Annotated in this window: 9 protein-coding genes; 6 read left to right on the forward strand and 3 right to left on the reverse strand. The window is 67.1% G+C overall.

All coding sequences use genetic code 11. From position 1 onward, the window contains the following. The first annotated feature begins 37 nt into the window (after positions 1 to 37). The 3 genes from glnE (at position 38) to CAL13_RS14205 (ending at position 5,587) form a co-directional block, all read left to right on the forward strand. Positions 38 to 3,028 (forward strand): bifunctional [glutamate--ammonia ligase]-adenylyl-L-tyrosine phosphorylase/[glutamate--ammonia-ligase] adenylyltransferase, encoded by a 2,991-nt coding sequence (glnE, locus tag CAL13_RS14195; protein WP_086072730.1) that lies wholly within the window; start codon positions 38 to 40, stop codon positions 3,026 to 3,028. A gap of 173 nt (positions 3,029 to 3,201) precedes the next feature. Next, positions 3,202 to 3,903: an epoxyqueuosine reductase QueH gene (locus CAL13_RS14200; RefSeq protein WP_086073659.1), complete on the forward strand. Its 702-nt coding sequence runs from the start codon at positions 3,202 to 3,204 to the stop codon at positions 3,901 to 3,903. A gap of 145 nt (positions 3,904 to 4,048) precedes the next feature. Next, positions 4,049 to 5,587 (forward strand): acetolactate synthase large subunit, encoded by a 1,539-nt coding sequence (locus CAL13_RS14205; protein WP_086057972.1) that lies wholly within the window; start codon positions 4,049 to 4,051, stop codon positions 5,585 to 5,587. A gap of 131 nt (positions 5,588 to 5,718) precedes the next feature. On the opposite strand, the gene clpB is transcribed toward CAL13_RS14205, so the two are convergent. Next, positions 5,719 to 8,310 (reverse strand): ATP-dependent chaperone ClpB, encoded by a 2,592-nt coding sequence (gene clpB, locus CAL13_RS14210; RefSeq protein WP_086057973.1) that lies wholly within the window; start codon positions 8,308 to 8,310, stop codon positions 5,719 to 5,721. 117 nt (positions 8,311 to 8,427) lie between these two features. Then, the gene (gene aceB / locus CAL13_RS14215) at positions 8,428 to 10,011 is read right to left on the reverse strand and encodes a malate synthase A (RefSeq protein ID WP_086072731.1); all 1,584 of its coding nucleotides are present in this window, start codon (positions 10,009 to 10,011) and stop codon (positions 8,428 to 8,430) included. 179 nt (positions 10,012 to 10,190) lie between these two features. Here aceB and CAL13_RS14220 point away from each other — a divergent pair, with 179 nt between their 5' ends. The 3 genes from CAL13_RS14220 to folE all read left to right on the forward strand — a co-directional run bounded on the left by CAL13_RS14220 (position 10,191) and on the right by folE (position 13,012). Further along, a complete protein-coding gene (locus tag CAL13_RS14220) occupies positions 10,191 to 11,108 on the forward strand; it encodes a LysR family transcriptional regulator (RefSeq protein ID WP_086059478.1) in 918 nt (305 codons plus the stop codon). An 87-nt stretch (positions 11,109 to 11,195) separates the two neighbouring features. Continuing rightward, on the forward strand, positions 11,196 to 12,284 hold the full coding sequence (locus tag CAL13_RS14225) for an alpha/beta fold hydrolase (RefSeq protein WP_086072732.1): 1,089 nt from the start codon (positions 11,196 to 11,198) through the stop codon (positions 12,282 to 12,284). Between the two features lie 182 nt (positions 12,285 to 12,466). Beyond that, the gene (gene folE, locus CAL13_RS14230; protein ID WP_086057976.1) at positions 12,467 to 13,012 is read left to right on the forward strand and encodes a GTP cyclohydrolase I FolE; all 546 of its coding nucleotides are present in this window, start codon (positions 12,467 to 12,469) and stop codon (positions 13,010 to 13,012) included. 70 nt (positions 13,013 to 13,082) lie between these two features. On the opposite strand, the gene bglX is transcribed toward folE, so the two are convergent. After that, a complete protein-coding gene (bglX, locus tag CAL13_RS14235) occupies positions 13,083 to 15,398 on the reverse strand; it encodes a beta-glucosidase BglX (protein ID WP_086073660.1) in 2,316 nt (771 codons plus the stop codon). Positions 15,399 to 15,451: the final 53 nt, after the last annotated feature.

Consider the following 15,451-nt stretch of genomic DNA (forward strand, 5'->3'; position numbering starts at 1 on the left):
AAATGACTCATGGCGTCTGCGTAACTTTTATCCGTCTATGTCGACCCCTCCCGCTTCGCCGTCCACATTCCCGAACCCGTCGCGCCCGGCATCGCCCGCCGCCGCGCCATGCCGTCCCGCCGCATGCGATGCCGCGGCGGCGCCGCCGGCGTTCGACACCGCGCTCGCCTGGTCCGGCCACCTTCGGCGCACCCTGGACGCGCGTCCGGACCTGCACGATTGGCTGCGCCAGGAAGGGACCGCGCAACCGGTGACGGCGGCCGTACTGGCAGGCTGGCGCGATGCGCTGGCCGGCGCCGACGGCGCCACGGCGCTGCCGGTCGCGGACTGCCGCGCGGTGCTGCGACGCCTGCGCGAGCGCGTGTTCTGTGCGCTGATGGTGCGGGACCTTGCCGGCGTCGCCAGCCTCGAAGAAGTGGTAGGAGCCATGACCGCGCTGGCCGACCTGGCCGTGTGCGAAGCCTACCGCAGCGTGGCCACCGAGCTGGCGGCGGTGCATGGCACGCCGATCGATCCCGTGACCGGCGCCCCGCAGGAGATGCTGATCATGGGCATGGGCAAGCTGGGCGGACAGGAATTGAACGTGTCCTCGGACATCGACCTGGTCATGCTTTATGGCGAGGAAGGCGAAACGCCCGGGCCGCGGCGCCTGAGCAACCACGAGTTCTACGGGCGTCTGACGCAGCGCATGATGCCCGTGCTTTCCGAACGCGATGCCAACGGCCACGTATTCCGCACGGATCTGCGCCTGCGGCCCGATGGCGACGGCGGCCCGCTTGCATGGAGCCTGGACGCGTTCGAACACTATCTGGTGGGCCAGGGACGGGAATGGGAGCGCTATGCGTGGCTGAAGGCGCGCCCGCTGCCGGCACGGGCGTTCGCCGGCAGCGATCCCGAGACGCATCTGCGCCAGATGGAAAGCCTGCGCCAGCCATTCGTCTACCGGAAGTACTTCGACTTCGATGCGCTGGCGGCGCTGCGCGCGTTGCGCGAACGCATCCGTCTGGACTGGGAACGCCGCGCACTGGCGCGCAACGGGATGGACAGCACGCTGAACATCAAGCTGGGCGAAGGCGGCATCCGGGAAATCGAGTTCATCGTCCAGCTGTCGCAATTGATCCGGGGCGGCCGCATGCCGGCCCTGCAAGTGCGCGGCCTGCTTCCGGCCCTGCATGCCGAGCGCGACGCCGGGCTCATACCGGCCGGAGACGCCGCCCGCCTCGAAGCCGCCTATCGGTTCCTGCGCCGGGTGGAGCATGCGCTGCAGTACCGCGAAGACGAGCAGACGCATCTGCTGCCGGCCGACCCCGCGCAACGCGCCGCGCTGGCGGCCGCACTCGGCATGCCGCCGGAGGCTTTCGAACGTACGCTCTCGGAGCACCGCGAATTCGTCGAGGCCACCTTTCGCGACGCCTTCCGCCTCGCCGGCATGGGTGACGGCGAATCCGCGGCGCGCGAAGGCGATGCTGCGGCAGGCGGCGACGCCGCCGGTTCGCGCGCGGGACCAGGCGGCGCGCACCCCGCCGGCTCCGCCGGTCACATGACCGGCGCTGGTGGCGGGGCAACGTCCCATGGGGGCGGCGCGGGCGCAGCCAGCGCGGATACCGATCTGGAGACCCTGCTCACCGACGACATCCACGCGCTGTTCGGCGCAGATGCGCCCGAATTGGCGGGCCGCGCCCGTTCGCTTCTGTCGAGTCCGCGCCTGCGTACCCTGCCTCAGGCCAGCCGGCGGCGCGTCGATACGCTTCTGCCCATGGTGGTTCGTACCGCCGCCCGCACCCCGGCGCCAGCGGCGGCGGCCGTCCGCCTGTTCGACCTGATCGAGGCAATCGCGCAGCGCAGCGCCTATCTGGCGCTGCTGGCAGAGTACCCGGACACCCTGGCCCGCATCGCACGCATGATGGCCGCCAGCCCCTGGGCCGCGCAATACCTGACCCAGCACCCGCTGCTGCTGGACAGCCTGATCGACTGGCGCACGCTGTTCGAACCGCTGGACTTCGCCGCGATGGCGCGTCATCTGGCCGCGGACCTGGATGCCTGCAAACTGCCGGACGGCAGTCCCGACGTCGAGCGCCAGATGAACCTGATGCGCGATGTTCAGCGCCAGGCCAGTTTCCAGTTGCTGGCGCAGGACCTGGAAGGCGAGCTGACGGTGGAAAAGCTGGCCGACCAGCTTTCCGCCCTGGCCGACATGCTGCTGGCCGAGACGCTGCGCCGGGTCTGGCCGCTGGTGAACAAGGGCGACGGCACGGCGCCGCGCTTCGCCGTCATCGCGTACGGCAAGCTGGGCGGCAAGGAACTGGGCTACGCGTCGGATCTGGACCTGGTCTTCCTGTACGACGACCCGCGCGAGGATGCGCCGGAGCTTTACGCCAAACTGGGACGCCGCATGGCCTCGTGGCTTTCGACCATGACCTCGTCCGGCCGGCTGTACGAGATCGATCTGCGGCTGCGCCCGGATGGCGAAGCGGGTTTGCTGGCCGCGTCCGTGGACGGGTTCGCGGAATACCAGCGCAAGCACGCCTGGCCTTGGGAACACCAGGCCCTGACGCGGGCCCGCTTCGCCGCCGGCGACCCCGCGGTGGGCGAACGCTTCGAAGCCGTGCGGCGGGAAATACTGCTGCGTCCGCGCGATGCGGCGGAACTGCGCCGGGAAGTGCTGGCGATGCGCGACAAAATCAGCGCCGGCCATCCCAACCGCACCGGCAAGTTCGATTTGAAGCACGACCGCGGCGGCATGGTGGACGTGGAGTTCGTGACGCAATATCTGGTGCTGTCACAGGCGGCGGCGCATCCCGCCCTGCTGGACAACCTGGGCAACATCGCCCTGCTGGGCATCGCCGCGCGCGAGGGTCTGATCGATGCCGGCGCGGCAAGTCGCGCCGCGGATGCCTATCGCACCCTGCGCCGGACGCAGCACAAGCTGCGCCTGCAGGGCCAGGAAAAACCGCGCGTGGACCCGGATGCGCTGGCGCAGGAACGCGAAGCGGTGCGCGCGTTGTGGGACGCGGTGCTGGGCGGTTGACACGGGACCGCCGCCCGGCGGCCGGTTTCGGCGCGCCGCCCGGGAACGGCGCATGCCGACGCGGCAATATAATGTTCGCAACCGGCCGTCCGATCATCCTTATCGGTCAACCGCGCCGCCAGGCCGCGCAAGGCCGGCCGCCGATCCTTCATCCCCGCTTTTGCCGTACCGCCATGTCCGAATTCGTCCGCCCCAAGCTGGAACTGCCCGAAGGCCGCCGCAAAGTGCTGCTGCACTCGTGCTGCGCGCCGTGTTCGGGCGAGGTGATGGAAGCCATGCATGCTTCCGGCATCGATTACTCGATCTATTTCTACAACCCGAACATCCATCCGGTGAAGGAATACGAGATCCGCAAGCAGGAGAACATCCGCTTTGCGGAGAAGCACGGCATCGAATTCATCGATGCCGACTACGACATGGACAACTGGTTCGAGCGGGTCAAGGGCATGGAGAATGAGCCCGAACGCGGCATCCGTTGCACCGCCTGTTTCGACATGCGCTTCGAGCGTACGGCGCTGTACGCGCACGAACACGGTTTCGACACCATCACCAGCTCGCTCGGAATCTCGCGCTGGAAGGACATGAACCAGATCAACGGATGCGGCGTGCGGGCGGCCGCACGGTATCCCGATCTGATCTACTGGACATACAACTGGCGCAAGGGCGGCGGCTCCCAGCGCATGATCGAGATCAGCAAGCGCGAGAACTTCTACCAGCAGGAGTACTGCGGCTGCGTGTATTCCCTGCGCGATACCAATCGCCATCGCCGGGCCCAGGGGCGCGACCGCATCCATATCGGCGTGAAGTTCTACGGCAGGGAAGGCTTGATCAACGACGAATCGCTGAGCGACGCCGACGCCGCCGGCAATCGCTGATTCCCCATTCCGGCCTTGGGACGCCCCCGCCCATACAGCGGGGGCGTCTTTTTTCAAGCCGCGTTTTCCGCAGGACCGCCGCCGGACGCGCGAGCGTACACTTGCTGCTCATTGTTGCCACGCCACCCCGCATCACGAGGAAACCATGAACGGCGCCGAGAGTCTGGTCCATACGCTGTTGAAAAGCGGCATCGACACCTGCTTTGCCAACCCGGGCACGAGCGAAATGCATTTCGTCTCGGCGCTGGACCGGATTCCGGGCATGCGTTGCGTGCTCGCGCTGGCCGAAGGCGTGGTCACGGGCGCCGCCGACGGATACGCGCGCATGGCGGACAAGCCGGCCGCGACGCTGCTGCATTGCGGCCCCGGTCTGGCCAACGGGCTGGCGAACCTGCACAACGCGCGGCGCGCCAATTCTGCCATCGTCAATATCGTGGGCGACCAGGCCACCCATCATCGTCCGCTCGACGCGCCGCTGACGGCCGATACCGAAGGCTGGGCGCGGCCCGTCTCGGCATGGACCCGCACGGCCACCGATGCCGCCACCATCGGCCGCGATGCGGCCGTGGCCGTCCAGGCGGCGCGTACGGCGCCGGGCCAGATCGCCACGCTGATCGCCCCGTCCGATACGTGCTGGAATCCGGGCGGGATCGTGGCCGAACCGCTGGCACCGCCCGCGCCGGGACGGGTCGACGAAAGCGCAGTCGCCGCCATTGCACGCGTGCTGCGCGCCGGTGAACCGGCGGTACTGTTCGTCGGCAACGCGGCCTTGCGCGAAGCGCCGTTGGCGGCGGCCGGACGCATCGCCCACAAGACCGGCGCGCGCGTCTTCGCGCCGACTTCGAACCGGCGCGTGGAGCGCGGCGCCGGCCGTTATCCGGTCACGCGTCTGCCCTATGCGGTGGAGCCGGCGGTCGCCGCGCTGAAAGGCACGAAGCACCTGATTCTGGTCGGTGCGAAAGCGCCAGTCGCCTTTTTCGCCTACCCCGACAAGCCGTCCGTCATGTACCCATCGGACTGCCAGATCCATGTGCTGGCGCGCGAGGAACAGGACCCGCTGGACGCGCTGTCCCGCCTGGCGGAGGCGCTGGGGGCCACCGAGGACGCGCCGGTCGCGCAGCGCGTGGCCACCGAACCGGCCCGTGGCGCCGTTACGTCGGAGGCCGTCGCGCAGACCGTATCGGCGCTGCTGCCGGAGCATGCCGTGATCGTCGATGAAGGCGTGAGCTTCGGACGCGCCTTTTTTCCAGGCACGACCAACACCGTGCCGCACGACTGGCTGCAGATATCGGGCGGCGCCATCGGCAACGGCCTGCCGCTGGCCACCGGCGCGGCGATCGGCGCGCCGGGACGGCGCATCGTTTCCCTGCAGGCCGACGGCTCGGCCATGTACACCTTGCAAGCGCTATGGACGCAGGCCCGCGAAGGACTGGACGTGACCACGGTGATCCTGGCCAATCGCAAATACGCCATCCTGCTGGGCGAACTGCAGGGCGTGGGCGCAGCCGCCGGACAGACCGCCCTGGACATGCTGGACCTGACGCGCCCGACGCTGGACTGGGTGAAGATGGCCAACGGCATGGGCGTCGAGGCCGCACAGGCGGACACCATGGAGAAGTTCGCCGACCTGTTCGCCACCGCGAATCGCCGCAAGGGTCCTTTCCTGATCGAACTGGTCATCTGACCAGCCGCGCCCATTCCGGGACCGTGCGGAAGCATGCGTCCGGAACCATCCCCGCGAATGAAAAAGCGGGGGCTGCCGCCCCAAGACAGCAGCCCCCGCCGTCGCCTCCGCTTCCAACGAAGGCGTCCGCCTTACTGCAGCGTGCGCTCGAACACCAGCTTGCCGTCGCGCAGATCCACCGGCACCACATCGCGCGGCCCGAAGCGGCCTTCGAGTATCAGCTTGGCCACCGGGTTCTCGATCTGCTGCTGGATGGCCCGCTTCAGCGGACGCGCGCCGAACACCGGATCGAAGCCGACGCGCGCGATCTCCGCCAGCGCCGCATCCGAGACTTCCAGACGCATTTCCTGCTTCTCCAGCCGCTCGGCCAGCCGCTTGAGCTGGATGCGCGCGATCGATTCGATGTGCTGCGATTCCAGCCCGTGGAACACCACCACTTCGTCGATACGGTTCAAAAACTCCGGGCGGAAGGCCTGCTTCAACTCGTCCCACACGACTTCCTTCACCACCTCGTACGGCTTGCCCGCCATGGTCTGGATATGCTGGGAGCCCAGGTTGGACGTCATCACGATGACCGTGTTGCGGAAATCCACCGTGCGGCCCTGCCCGTCCGTCAGGCGTCCGTCGTCCAGCACCTGCAGCAGCACGTTGAACACGTCGGGGTGCGCCTTCTCGATTTCATCGAGCAGGACCACGCTGTAGGGCTTGCGCCGCACGGCTTCGGTCAGGTAACCGCCTTCCTCGTAACCCACGTATCCCGGCGGGGCGCCGATCAGGCGGGCCACGGAATGCTTCTCCATGAACTCGCTCATGTCGATGCGGATCATGTGTTCTTCCGAATCGAACAGGAAGTCCGCCAGTGCACGGGTCAGCTCCGTCTTGCCGACGCCCGTGGGCCCCAGGAACAGGAACGAGCCATAGGGCCGCGAGGGATCGGAAAGCCCCGCGCGCGACCGCCGGATGGCGTCGGAAACCAGGCGCACGGCCTCATCCTGCCCCACCACGCGGCGATGCAGGAATTCCTCCATGTGCAGCAGCTTCTCGCGCTCGCCCTGCATCATCTTGGACACGGGAATACCGGTGGCGCGGGAGACGACTTCGGCGATTTCCTCTGCGCCCACCTGGGTGCGCAGCAGCCGCGGACGGTCGCCGCTTTCGGCCTGTTCCGCGCCCTTTTCAGCGGTGCGCAGGCGCGCTTCCAGCTCCGGCAGGCGGCCGTACTGCAACTCGGCCAGCTTGTCGAACTGGCCCTTGCGCTGCAGCTCGGCCATCTCGGCGCGCACCTGGTCGATTTCTTCCTTGATGGCCTGGCTGCCCTGCACGGCGGCCTTTTCCGCCTTCCAGATTTCCTCGTAGTCGTTGTACTCGCGCTGCAGCTTTTCGAGTTCGTCCTCGATCACGCCGAGCCGGCGCTTGGACGCCTCGTCGGATTCCTTCTTCACCGCTTCGCGCTCGATCTTCAACTGGATGATGCGCCGGTCCAGGCGGTCCATCACCTCGGGCTTGGAATCGATTTCCATGCGGATGCGCGCGGCCGCCTCGTCGATGAGGTCGATCGCTTTGTCCGGCAGGAAGCGGTCGGTGATGTAGCGGTGCGACAGCTCGGCGGCGGCCACGATGGCCGGGTCGGTAATCTCCACGCCGTGGTGCAATTCATAGCGCTCCTGCAAGCCGCGCAGGATGGCAATGGTGGACTCCACATCGGGCTCGTCCACCAGCACCTTCTGGAAACGGCGCTCCAGGGCGGCATCCTTCTCGATGTACTTGCGGTACTCGTCCAGCGTGGTGGCGCCGATGCAGTGGAGCTCGCCGCGCGCCAGCGCGGGCTTGAGCATATTGCCCGCGTCGATCGCCCCTTCGGCCTTGCCCGCGCCCACCATGGTGTGCAATTCGTCGATGAAGACGATGTTGCTGCCATCGTCCTGGGCCAGCTCCTTCAGCACGGCTTTGAGCCGTTCCTCGAACTCACCGCGGAACTTGGCGCCAGCCAGCAGCGCGGCCATATCCAGCGACAGGACGCGCTTGCCGCGCAGCGACTCCGGCACTTCGTCGTTGACGATGCGCTGCGCCAGTCCTTCCACGATGGCGGTCTTGCCCACGCCCGGTTCCCCGATCAGGACGGGATTGTTCTTGGTGCGGCGCTGCAGGATCTGGATGGTCCGGCGGATTTCGTCGTCGCGCCCGATGACCGGGTCGAGCTTGCCCTGGCGGGCGCGCTCGGTCAGGTCCAGGGTGTACTTCGACAGCGCCTGGCGGTTCGATTCGTCTTCCGCGCCCTGCACCGCCTCGCCGCCGCGCACGGCGTCGATGGCGGCTTCCAGTGCCTTTTTCTGCAAGCCGGCATCGCGCAGGATGCGGCCGGCATCGCCCTTGTCGTCGGCCAGGGCCAGCAGGAAGAGTTCGCTGGCGATATAGGTGTCGCCCCGGCGCGACGCCTCCTTGTCGGTGCGCGTCAGGACGTTCTGCAGATCGCGGCTGATCTGCACGTTGCTTTCGCCCTGCACCTGCGGCAGGGACTTCAACGCCGTGTCGATGGCCGATGGCAGCCGGTTGACGGCGACGCCGGCGCGCGCCAGAAGGCTGGACGCGCCGCTGTCCGGATCGGAGATCAGCGCGGAAAGAACGTGCAGGGGCTCGATGTACGGATGGTCGTTTCGCGCGGCCAGGCTCTGCGCATCAGCCAAGGCCTGCTGGAACTTGGTGGTGAGCTTGTCGAATCGCATAATGGGTCGGTTTGTAGGGTTGGAGCCTTGGCCACCTGGCCGGCTCGATGTCCCTCAAATGCGGCCGCTCACCGGATTTTCAATACCCCTGCGCATGCAGGGGTATTGGGCATCGCTTCAGACTTCTTCGTACAGGGGCAGCGTCAGGAACTCGGCGAAGGCGTCCTGCGTGCTCATCGTTTCGAAGATTTCGGCGGCACGGTCGTACGCCTTGCTGGGCCCGGCCACCTCGTGCACCTTGGCCAGCTCTTCGGGAATCAGGGCGCGCACCAGGTCCGCCGTCACTTTGCGGCCGTCTTCCAGCACGCCCTTGGGCGAGCGGATCCACTGCCAGACCTGGGACCGGGAAATCTCCGCGGTGGCCGCGTCCTCCATCAGATTGTGAATGGGAACGCAGCCGTTGCCGTCCAGCCATGATCCCAGGTAGTGGATGCCCACGTTGATATTCATGCGCAGACCCGTTTCGGTGATCGGCGCCTCCGGCTGGAAGTTCAACAGGTCCGCCGCGGCGACCTGCACGTCCGGACGCTGCTTGCCGATCTGGTTGGGCGCGTCGCCGAGCACCTTGACGAACTCCTCCATGGCGACGGAAACCAGGCCAGGGTGGGCCACCCAGCCGCCGTCGTAGCCGTCCGTGGCGTCGCGCGCCTTGTCGGCGCGGATGCCCGCCATGGCCTGCTCGTTCTTAACCGGATCGCTCTTGATCGGGATCAGCGCGCTCATGCCGCCGATGGCCGGGGCGTTGCGGCGGTGGCAGGTCTTGAGCAGCAACAGCGCGTACGCCCGCATGAAAGGCGATGTCATCGTGACGCGGGCGCGATCGGCCAGGCAGAAGTCGCGCTCCACCTTGAACTTCTTGATGCAGCTGAAGATGTAGTCCCAGCGGCCGGCATTCAGGCCGGCGCTATGCTCGCGCAGCTCGTACAGGATTTCGTCCATCTCGAAGGCCGCCAGGATGGTTTCGACCAGCACGGTGGCCTTGATGGTGCCCTGCGGGATTCCCAGCGCCTTTTGCGTGTGGACGAAAATGTCGTTCCACAGACGCGCCTCCAGATGGCTTTCCATCTTGGGCAGGTAGAAGTAGGGGCCGCTGCCGCGCGCCAGCAGCTCCTTCGCGTTGTGGAAGAAGTACAGCGCGAAGTCGAAGATGCCGCCGGACACCCGCTTGCCGTCGACCGTGACGTGCTTTTCATCCAGGTGCCAGCCGCGCGGGCGCACCAGCAGCACGGCCGTTTTTTCGTTCAACTGGTAGGTCTTGCCGCCCTGCTCCAGCCGGATCGTTCGCCGCACCGCATCCATCAGGTTGATCTGGCCGGCGATCTGGTTGCGCCAGTTCGGGGTGTTCGAATCCTCGAAGTCCGTCATGTAGCTGTCGGCGCCCGAATTCAGGGCGTTGATGACCATCTTGCGGTCCACCGGGCCAGTGATCTCGACCCGGCGGCACTGCAGGTCCGCCGGCAGCGGTGCGATGGTCCAGTCACCCTCGCGGATATGGCGGGTTTCGGGCAGAAAATCCGGCTTCTCGCCGGTGTCCAGACGCTTGGCGCGCGCAGCCCGGGCCGCCAGCAGCTCTTGCCGACGCGCTTCGAAGGTGCGATGCAGGTCGGCCACCAGGGCCAGGGCGTCGTGCGTCAGCACGGTTTCGAACCCAGGCTCGATGGGTGCGTCGATGGCGACGCCGGCGGGCAGAGTGAGGCTCATGGATGTCTCCGGAAAAAAACCTGTGAGCGCCAGTGTACGGAGAGGAGTTTGAATAAAAAAGGATATAAAAGTAGATTCATCTTTTATTTTTTATAAAAGCTGCAGTCCGCCCCAGGGGTTGGCCAGTTCGCCGGCGGTTGCGCCGGCGCCTGACCGGCGCCGCGGCGGTGCGCCCTGACATGGACCGGTTCAAGCAACTTCAAACCTTCGTCGACGTCGCGAGCCTGGGCAGCCTGTCGGCGGCAGCCCGCGCCGAAGGCGTCGCGCCCGCCATGATCGGCCGGCGGATCGACGCCCTCGAGTCCCGGCTGGGCGTGAAGCTATTGGTGCGGTCGACCCGCCGCATTTCCCTGACGGCCGAGGGCAGCGCCCTGCTCGAGGACGCCCAGCGCATCCTGCGCGACCTGAACGAATCGGAAAGCCTGGTCGCCCAGGGCAGCGCGCGTCCCACCGGCCTGCTCCGCGTCACCGCCCCGGCCGGGTTCGGGCGCCGCCACGTCGCCCCCCTGCTGCCCGGCTACGCCGAGCGCTATCCGGACGTCGGCGTCACCCTGGACCTCAGCGACCGCCTGGCCGACCTGATAGAGGAGCGCTACGACTGCGCCGTGCGCATCGGCGACCTGGGCAATTCCGGCATGGTGGCCGTGCGCCTGGCCGACAATCAGCGCGTCGTGGTGGCCGCTCCTGCCTATTTGCGCCGTCACGGCACGCCGCGCGTACCGGCGGACCTGGCGAACCACCATTGCCTGTCTTTCGGAAGCCAGGGCAACCAGCCGCGCGGATGGCTGTTCCGGGTGAACGGCCAGGTCGCGGCCTATCGCGTGTCGGGCCGGCTGGAATGCAGCGACGGCAGCGTGCTGCATCAGTGGACGCTGGCCGGATGCGGGCTGGCCTGGCGGTCGATGTGGGAGGTCCGGCAGGATCTGGAAAGCGGGCGCCTGGAGACGGTGCTGGACGAGTACCGCGCCCCACCCAATGGCATATACGCGGTCCTGCCCGAACGCAAGCACATCCCGGCGCGCGTGCGGGCCTTCGTGGACATGCTGCGCGAAGCCTACGCCGACCCTGCGTACTGGGCCGCGCCCGCAATCGCGTGACCCTCGTTCAGCGGATTGCCACGCATGCCGCCCTACAATCCCCGGCATATCCGCCGACACTCCCCATCAACCACGCCGTCCGCAGTCATGCGCCTGTTCTTTTGCCTTCTGCTCGCGCTCTGCGCGGCCGCGCCGGTCCGGGCGCAGGACACGAACGGTCCCCCGCGCATCGGCGCGCCGCCGTGGCAAGCCCTGCAATTGGGCCCATCCGCGCGCCCATACCCCTTCCCGGTCTACGCCAGCCGCGCATTGACCGCCGGCAAACTGAAGGACATCCGGCATGTCGTCGTCATCGTGCATGGGACGCAGCGAGATGCCGACCGCTATTACGAAACGGCGGCAGGGCTGCTATGGCTGACCCCCGCTGCGCTGGGCGATACGCTGGTCATGGCGCCCAAGTTTCCCGGCACTCTGGATCGCGGCTTCGAACAGATGCCGGCGTGGTACCGCCAGCGCTGGATTTCCGGCGGCGAAAGCGTGAAGGCGCCGGGACGCGCGGCCCCCATCGGATCGTTCGATGTCCTTACCGACCTGCTGCACTGGCTGACGGACCGCCGCATGATGCCGGAGCTGCGCGATATCGTGCTGGCCGGGCACTCCGCGGGCGGGCAGATGATCCAGCGCTACGCCGTCCTGAACGACATCGACGAAAGCCTGGCCGGGCGGGGCGTGACCCTGCGCTACGTCATCGCCAACCCCTCTTCCTACCTTTACTTCACAAAGGACCGGCCGCGGGCGGGTGGCGGCTTCGGTCCCTACAATCCCGGCCTGTGTCCCGACTTCAATGATTACCGCTACGGGCTGGATCGCTTGCCGCAGGAATGGCGCATAAAGAATCCGGCCCGGCTCGCGTCCCGCTACGCCGGCCGAAACGTCACCTATCTGTTGGGCGATGCGGACACCGACCCCGAAACCCGCTCGCTGGACAAGCACTGCGCGGCGGAGGCGCAGGGCGCCACGCGGCTGGCCCGTGGACGCGCCTACCTGCGTTACGAAGCCTGGCTGCCGGACCTGGCTCACAACCGGCACGACGCGCACGAAGTCGTGGGCATCGGGCATAGCGAGGGCGGCATTTTCGGCTCGGTATGCGGCGCGCGCGCCCTGCTCGGCCCGCGGGCGGTGCCGCCGCCCGGCGCCGCGGCGTGCGTCGCGCCGCGGCTCGATACGGCGCGCTGAGCCGCCCGCCGCCCGCGCCGCCGGCAAGGCGGCCATGATGTTGCGGCCCTGCCGGCGCCAGGGGGAGTGACAGCGCCGGCGCCGCCGTGCAGATAGCCGGGGGCCTGCCGCCGCTGTTATCGTATCGGCTTCGTCAGACCGCCCGGGGCGCCAGCGCCGGACTCCTAAGCAGGTTCATCATCATGTCGCTCGAAGAACACTACACCGCCATCCTGAAACAACTGGGCGAGGACCCGACTCGGGAAGGCTTGCGCGACACGCCCTTGCGGGCCGCCAAGGCCATGCGGTATTTGTGCCGGGGCTACGAACAGAATCTGGAGGAGATCGTCAACGGCGCGCTGTTCACGTCCGACACCAAGGAAATCGTCCTGGTCAAGAATATCGAGCTGTATTCGCTCTGCGAGCACCACATCCTGCCCTTCATCGGCAAGGCGCACGTGGCCTACCTGCCCAATGGCAAAGTGCTCGGATTGTCCAAAGTGGCGCGCATCGTCGATATGTACGCCCGGCGCCTGCAGATCCAGGAGAATCTCAGCCGGCAGATCGCCGAAGCCATTCAGTCCGTCACGGGTGCGGCAGGCGTGGCGGTCGTCATCGAGGCGCAGCACATGTGCATGATGATGCGGGGCGTCGAAAAACAGAACTCGTCCATGGTGACGTCGGTCATGCTGGGCGAGTTCCACGAAAACGCCGCCACACGGGCGGAGTTCATGAACCTGATCCGCTAAGGCATGCCAGGGCGGCGCGGCGGGCGTTGCCGCCCGTCCTCCAGACCCGGCCCCGGGCCGGGCGCACCTGCTACCGCAACGTGAAGCTGGCCTGCTTGACGTCCTGCGAGTCCAGCCCGACGTACACGTTGAACAGGCCCGGCTCGGCGCCGTAGCGCAGTTGCGCATTGAAGAAGCTCAGGTCGTTTTCGTCGATATCGAATACCACCTTGCGCGACTCCCCCGCCTTCAGCGCAATCTTCTGGAAGTGCTTGAGCTCCTTTACGGGGCGGCTGATGGAAGCGACAGGGTCCTGGATGTAAAGCTGCACCACGGTGGCGCCATCGCGGTCCCCGGTGTTGCGCACGGTCACGCTGGCCTGCACCTTGCCGCCGCGCGGCATGGTGGGCGCGGACAGCGTCACGTCCGACACGCTGAAAGTCGTATAGCTGAGGCCGTAGCCGAATGGGAAGAGCGGTCCGTTCGGCGCGTCGAAATAGCGCGACGTGTATTTGTCGGGATGTTCCGGGTCGAAGGGCCGCCCGGTGTTCAGATGGTTGTAGTAAAGCGGGATCTGCCCCACGGAACGCGGAAAGGTCATGGGCAGCTTGCCGGACGGGTTGTAGTCGCCGAAAAGCACGTCGGCGATGGCGTTGCCGCCTTCCGTTCCGGCGAACCAGGTTTCCAGCATGGCGTCCGCATTTTCGTTTTCCCAGACCAGCGAAAGCGGCCGGCCGTTCATCAGCACCACGACCAGCGGTTTGCCCGCGGCCTTCAGGGCCTTCAACAAGCGCGCCTGGCTTTCGGGGATGACGATATCCGTCCGGCTGGACGCCTCGTGCGCCATGCCCTGCGATTCGCCCACCACGGCCACGACCACGTCGGCCTGGCGCGCCGCCTGCACCGCTTCCTCGATCAGCTGCTGCGGGGGCCGGGGATCGACCTCGACGTCCTGCTCGTACAGGTTCAGGTATTTGACGATTTCCGGATCGTCGGTGACGTTCGCCCCCTTGGCATAAAGCAGGCTGGCCTTGCCGGCGACCGCATCGGCGATGCCCTGGTAGACCGACACGGCCTGCTCCGGCCGTCCCGCCGCCGACCAGTTGCCCATGACGTCGCGCTGGCTCTTGGCGAGCGGCCCGACCACCGCGATGGCGCCCTGCTTCTTCAACGGCAGCACCTTCCCCTCGTTCTTCAGCAGGACCAGGCTTTCGCGCGCAACCTCGCGGGCATCGGCGCGATGCAGGCGGCTTTCGGCATTGACGTCCGGCGGATCGTTTTCCGGCGGACCGATATGGCGATACGCATCGCGGAACAGGCCCAGGTCGTACTTGACGCGCAGCACATCCCGCGCGGCGCGATCGATGTCCGCGACAGATATGCGCCCTTCGTCCAGCAGCGGACGCAGGTTTTCGCCGTAGATGCTGTCGCTCATGCTCATGTCGGCGCCCGCCGTGATCGCGAGCCTGGCCGCGTCGCGGCCGTCCGCCGCCACGCCGTGCCTGATCATTTCCAGGATGGCGCCGTGATCGCTGATGGTGATGCCCTTGAAGCCCCACTGCTTGCGCAACACGTCCTGCAGCAGCCACTTGTCCGCTGTCGCCGGCACGCCGTTCAACGCGTTCAGCGCGATCATGACGCCCGCCGCGCCCGCGTCCAGGGCGGCCTTGTAAGGCGGCAGATAATCCTGGTACAGGCGCTGCAGACTCATGTCCACACTGTTGTAGTCGCGGCCGCCTTCGATGGCGCCATAGGCGGCGAAGTGCTTGACCACCGCCAGGATGCTCCCCGGCGCGGTCGGATCATCGCCTTGATAGGCCTTGACCAGTTCGGCGCCCATGCGCGAGGTCAGGTAGGTGTCTTCGCCGAAGCCCTCCGAATTGCGGCCCCAGCGCGGATCGCGCGAGATATCGACCATGGGCGACCAGGTCACGTCCAGGCCGTCGGCGCTGGCTTCGATGGCGGAAATGCGCCCCACTTTGCGGATGGCGTCCAGGTTCCAGGTGGAGGCCAGGCCAAGGCCGATGGGGAAGATCGTACGCTGGCCATGGATCACGTCATAGGCGAAGAACAGGGGTATCTTCAGGCGGCTTTGCATGGCCGCGTCCTGCAGCACGCGGATGTCCTTGGGTGTGACCGTATTGAAGATGGCGCCCACCTTGCCGTCGCGGATCTCGGCGATGAGGCGCGGCTTGTCGGGGTTCGCGCCGGCGGGCACGCTCAGCAAGCGGAGCTGGCCGATTTTTTCGTCGACCGTCATGCGCTTCATCAGGTCGTCGATGAACGCTTCCCTTTCGGCATGTTCGCGCATCAACGTCGGCGGCGCCGCGGGAGCGCCCGTTTGGCCGAATGCCGGGGCGCCGGCCAGCGCGATCAGCAAGGGAAACGTCAAACGGAGCTTTTTCATGCGCATGCGTGGGGCCTCTCGTCGATTGGAGGCGCAAGTTTGCCATAGGGAGA

It is taken from the genome of Bordetella genomosp. 9, assembly GCF_002119725.1.
Lineage (GTDB): Bacteria > Pseudomonadota > Gammaproteobacteria > Burkholderiales > Burkholderiaceae_B > Bordetella_C.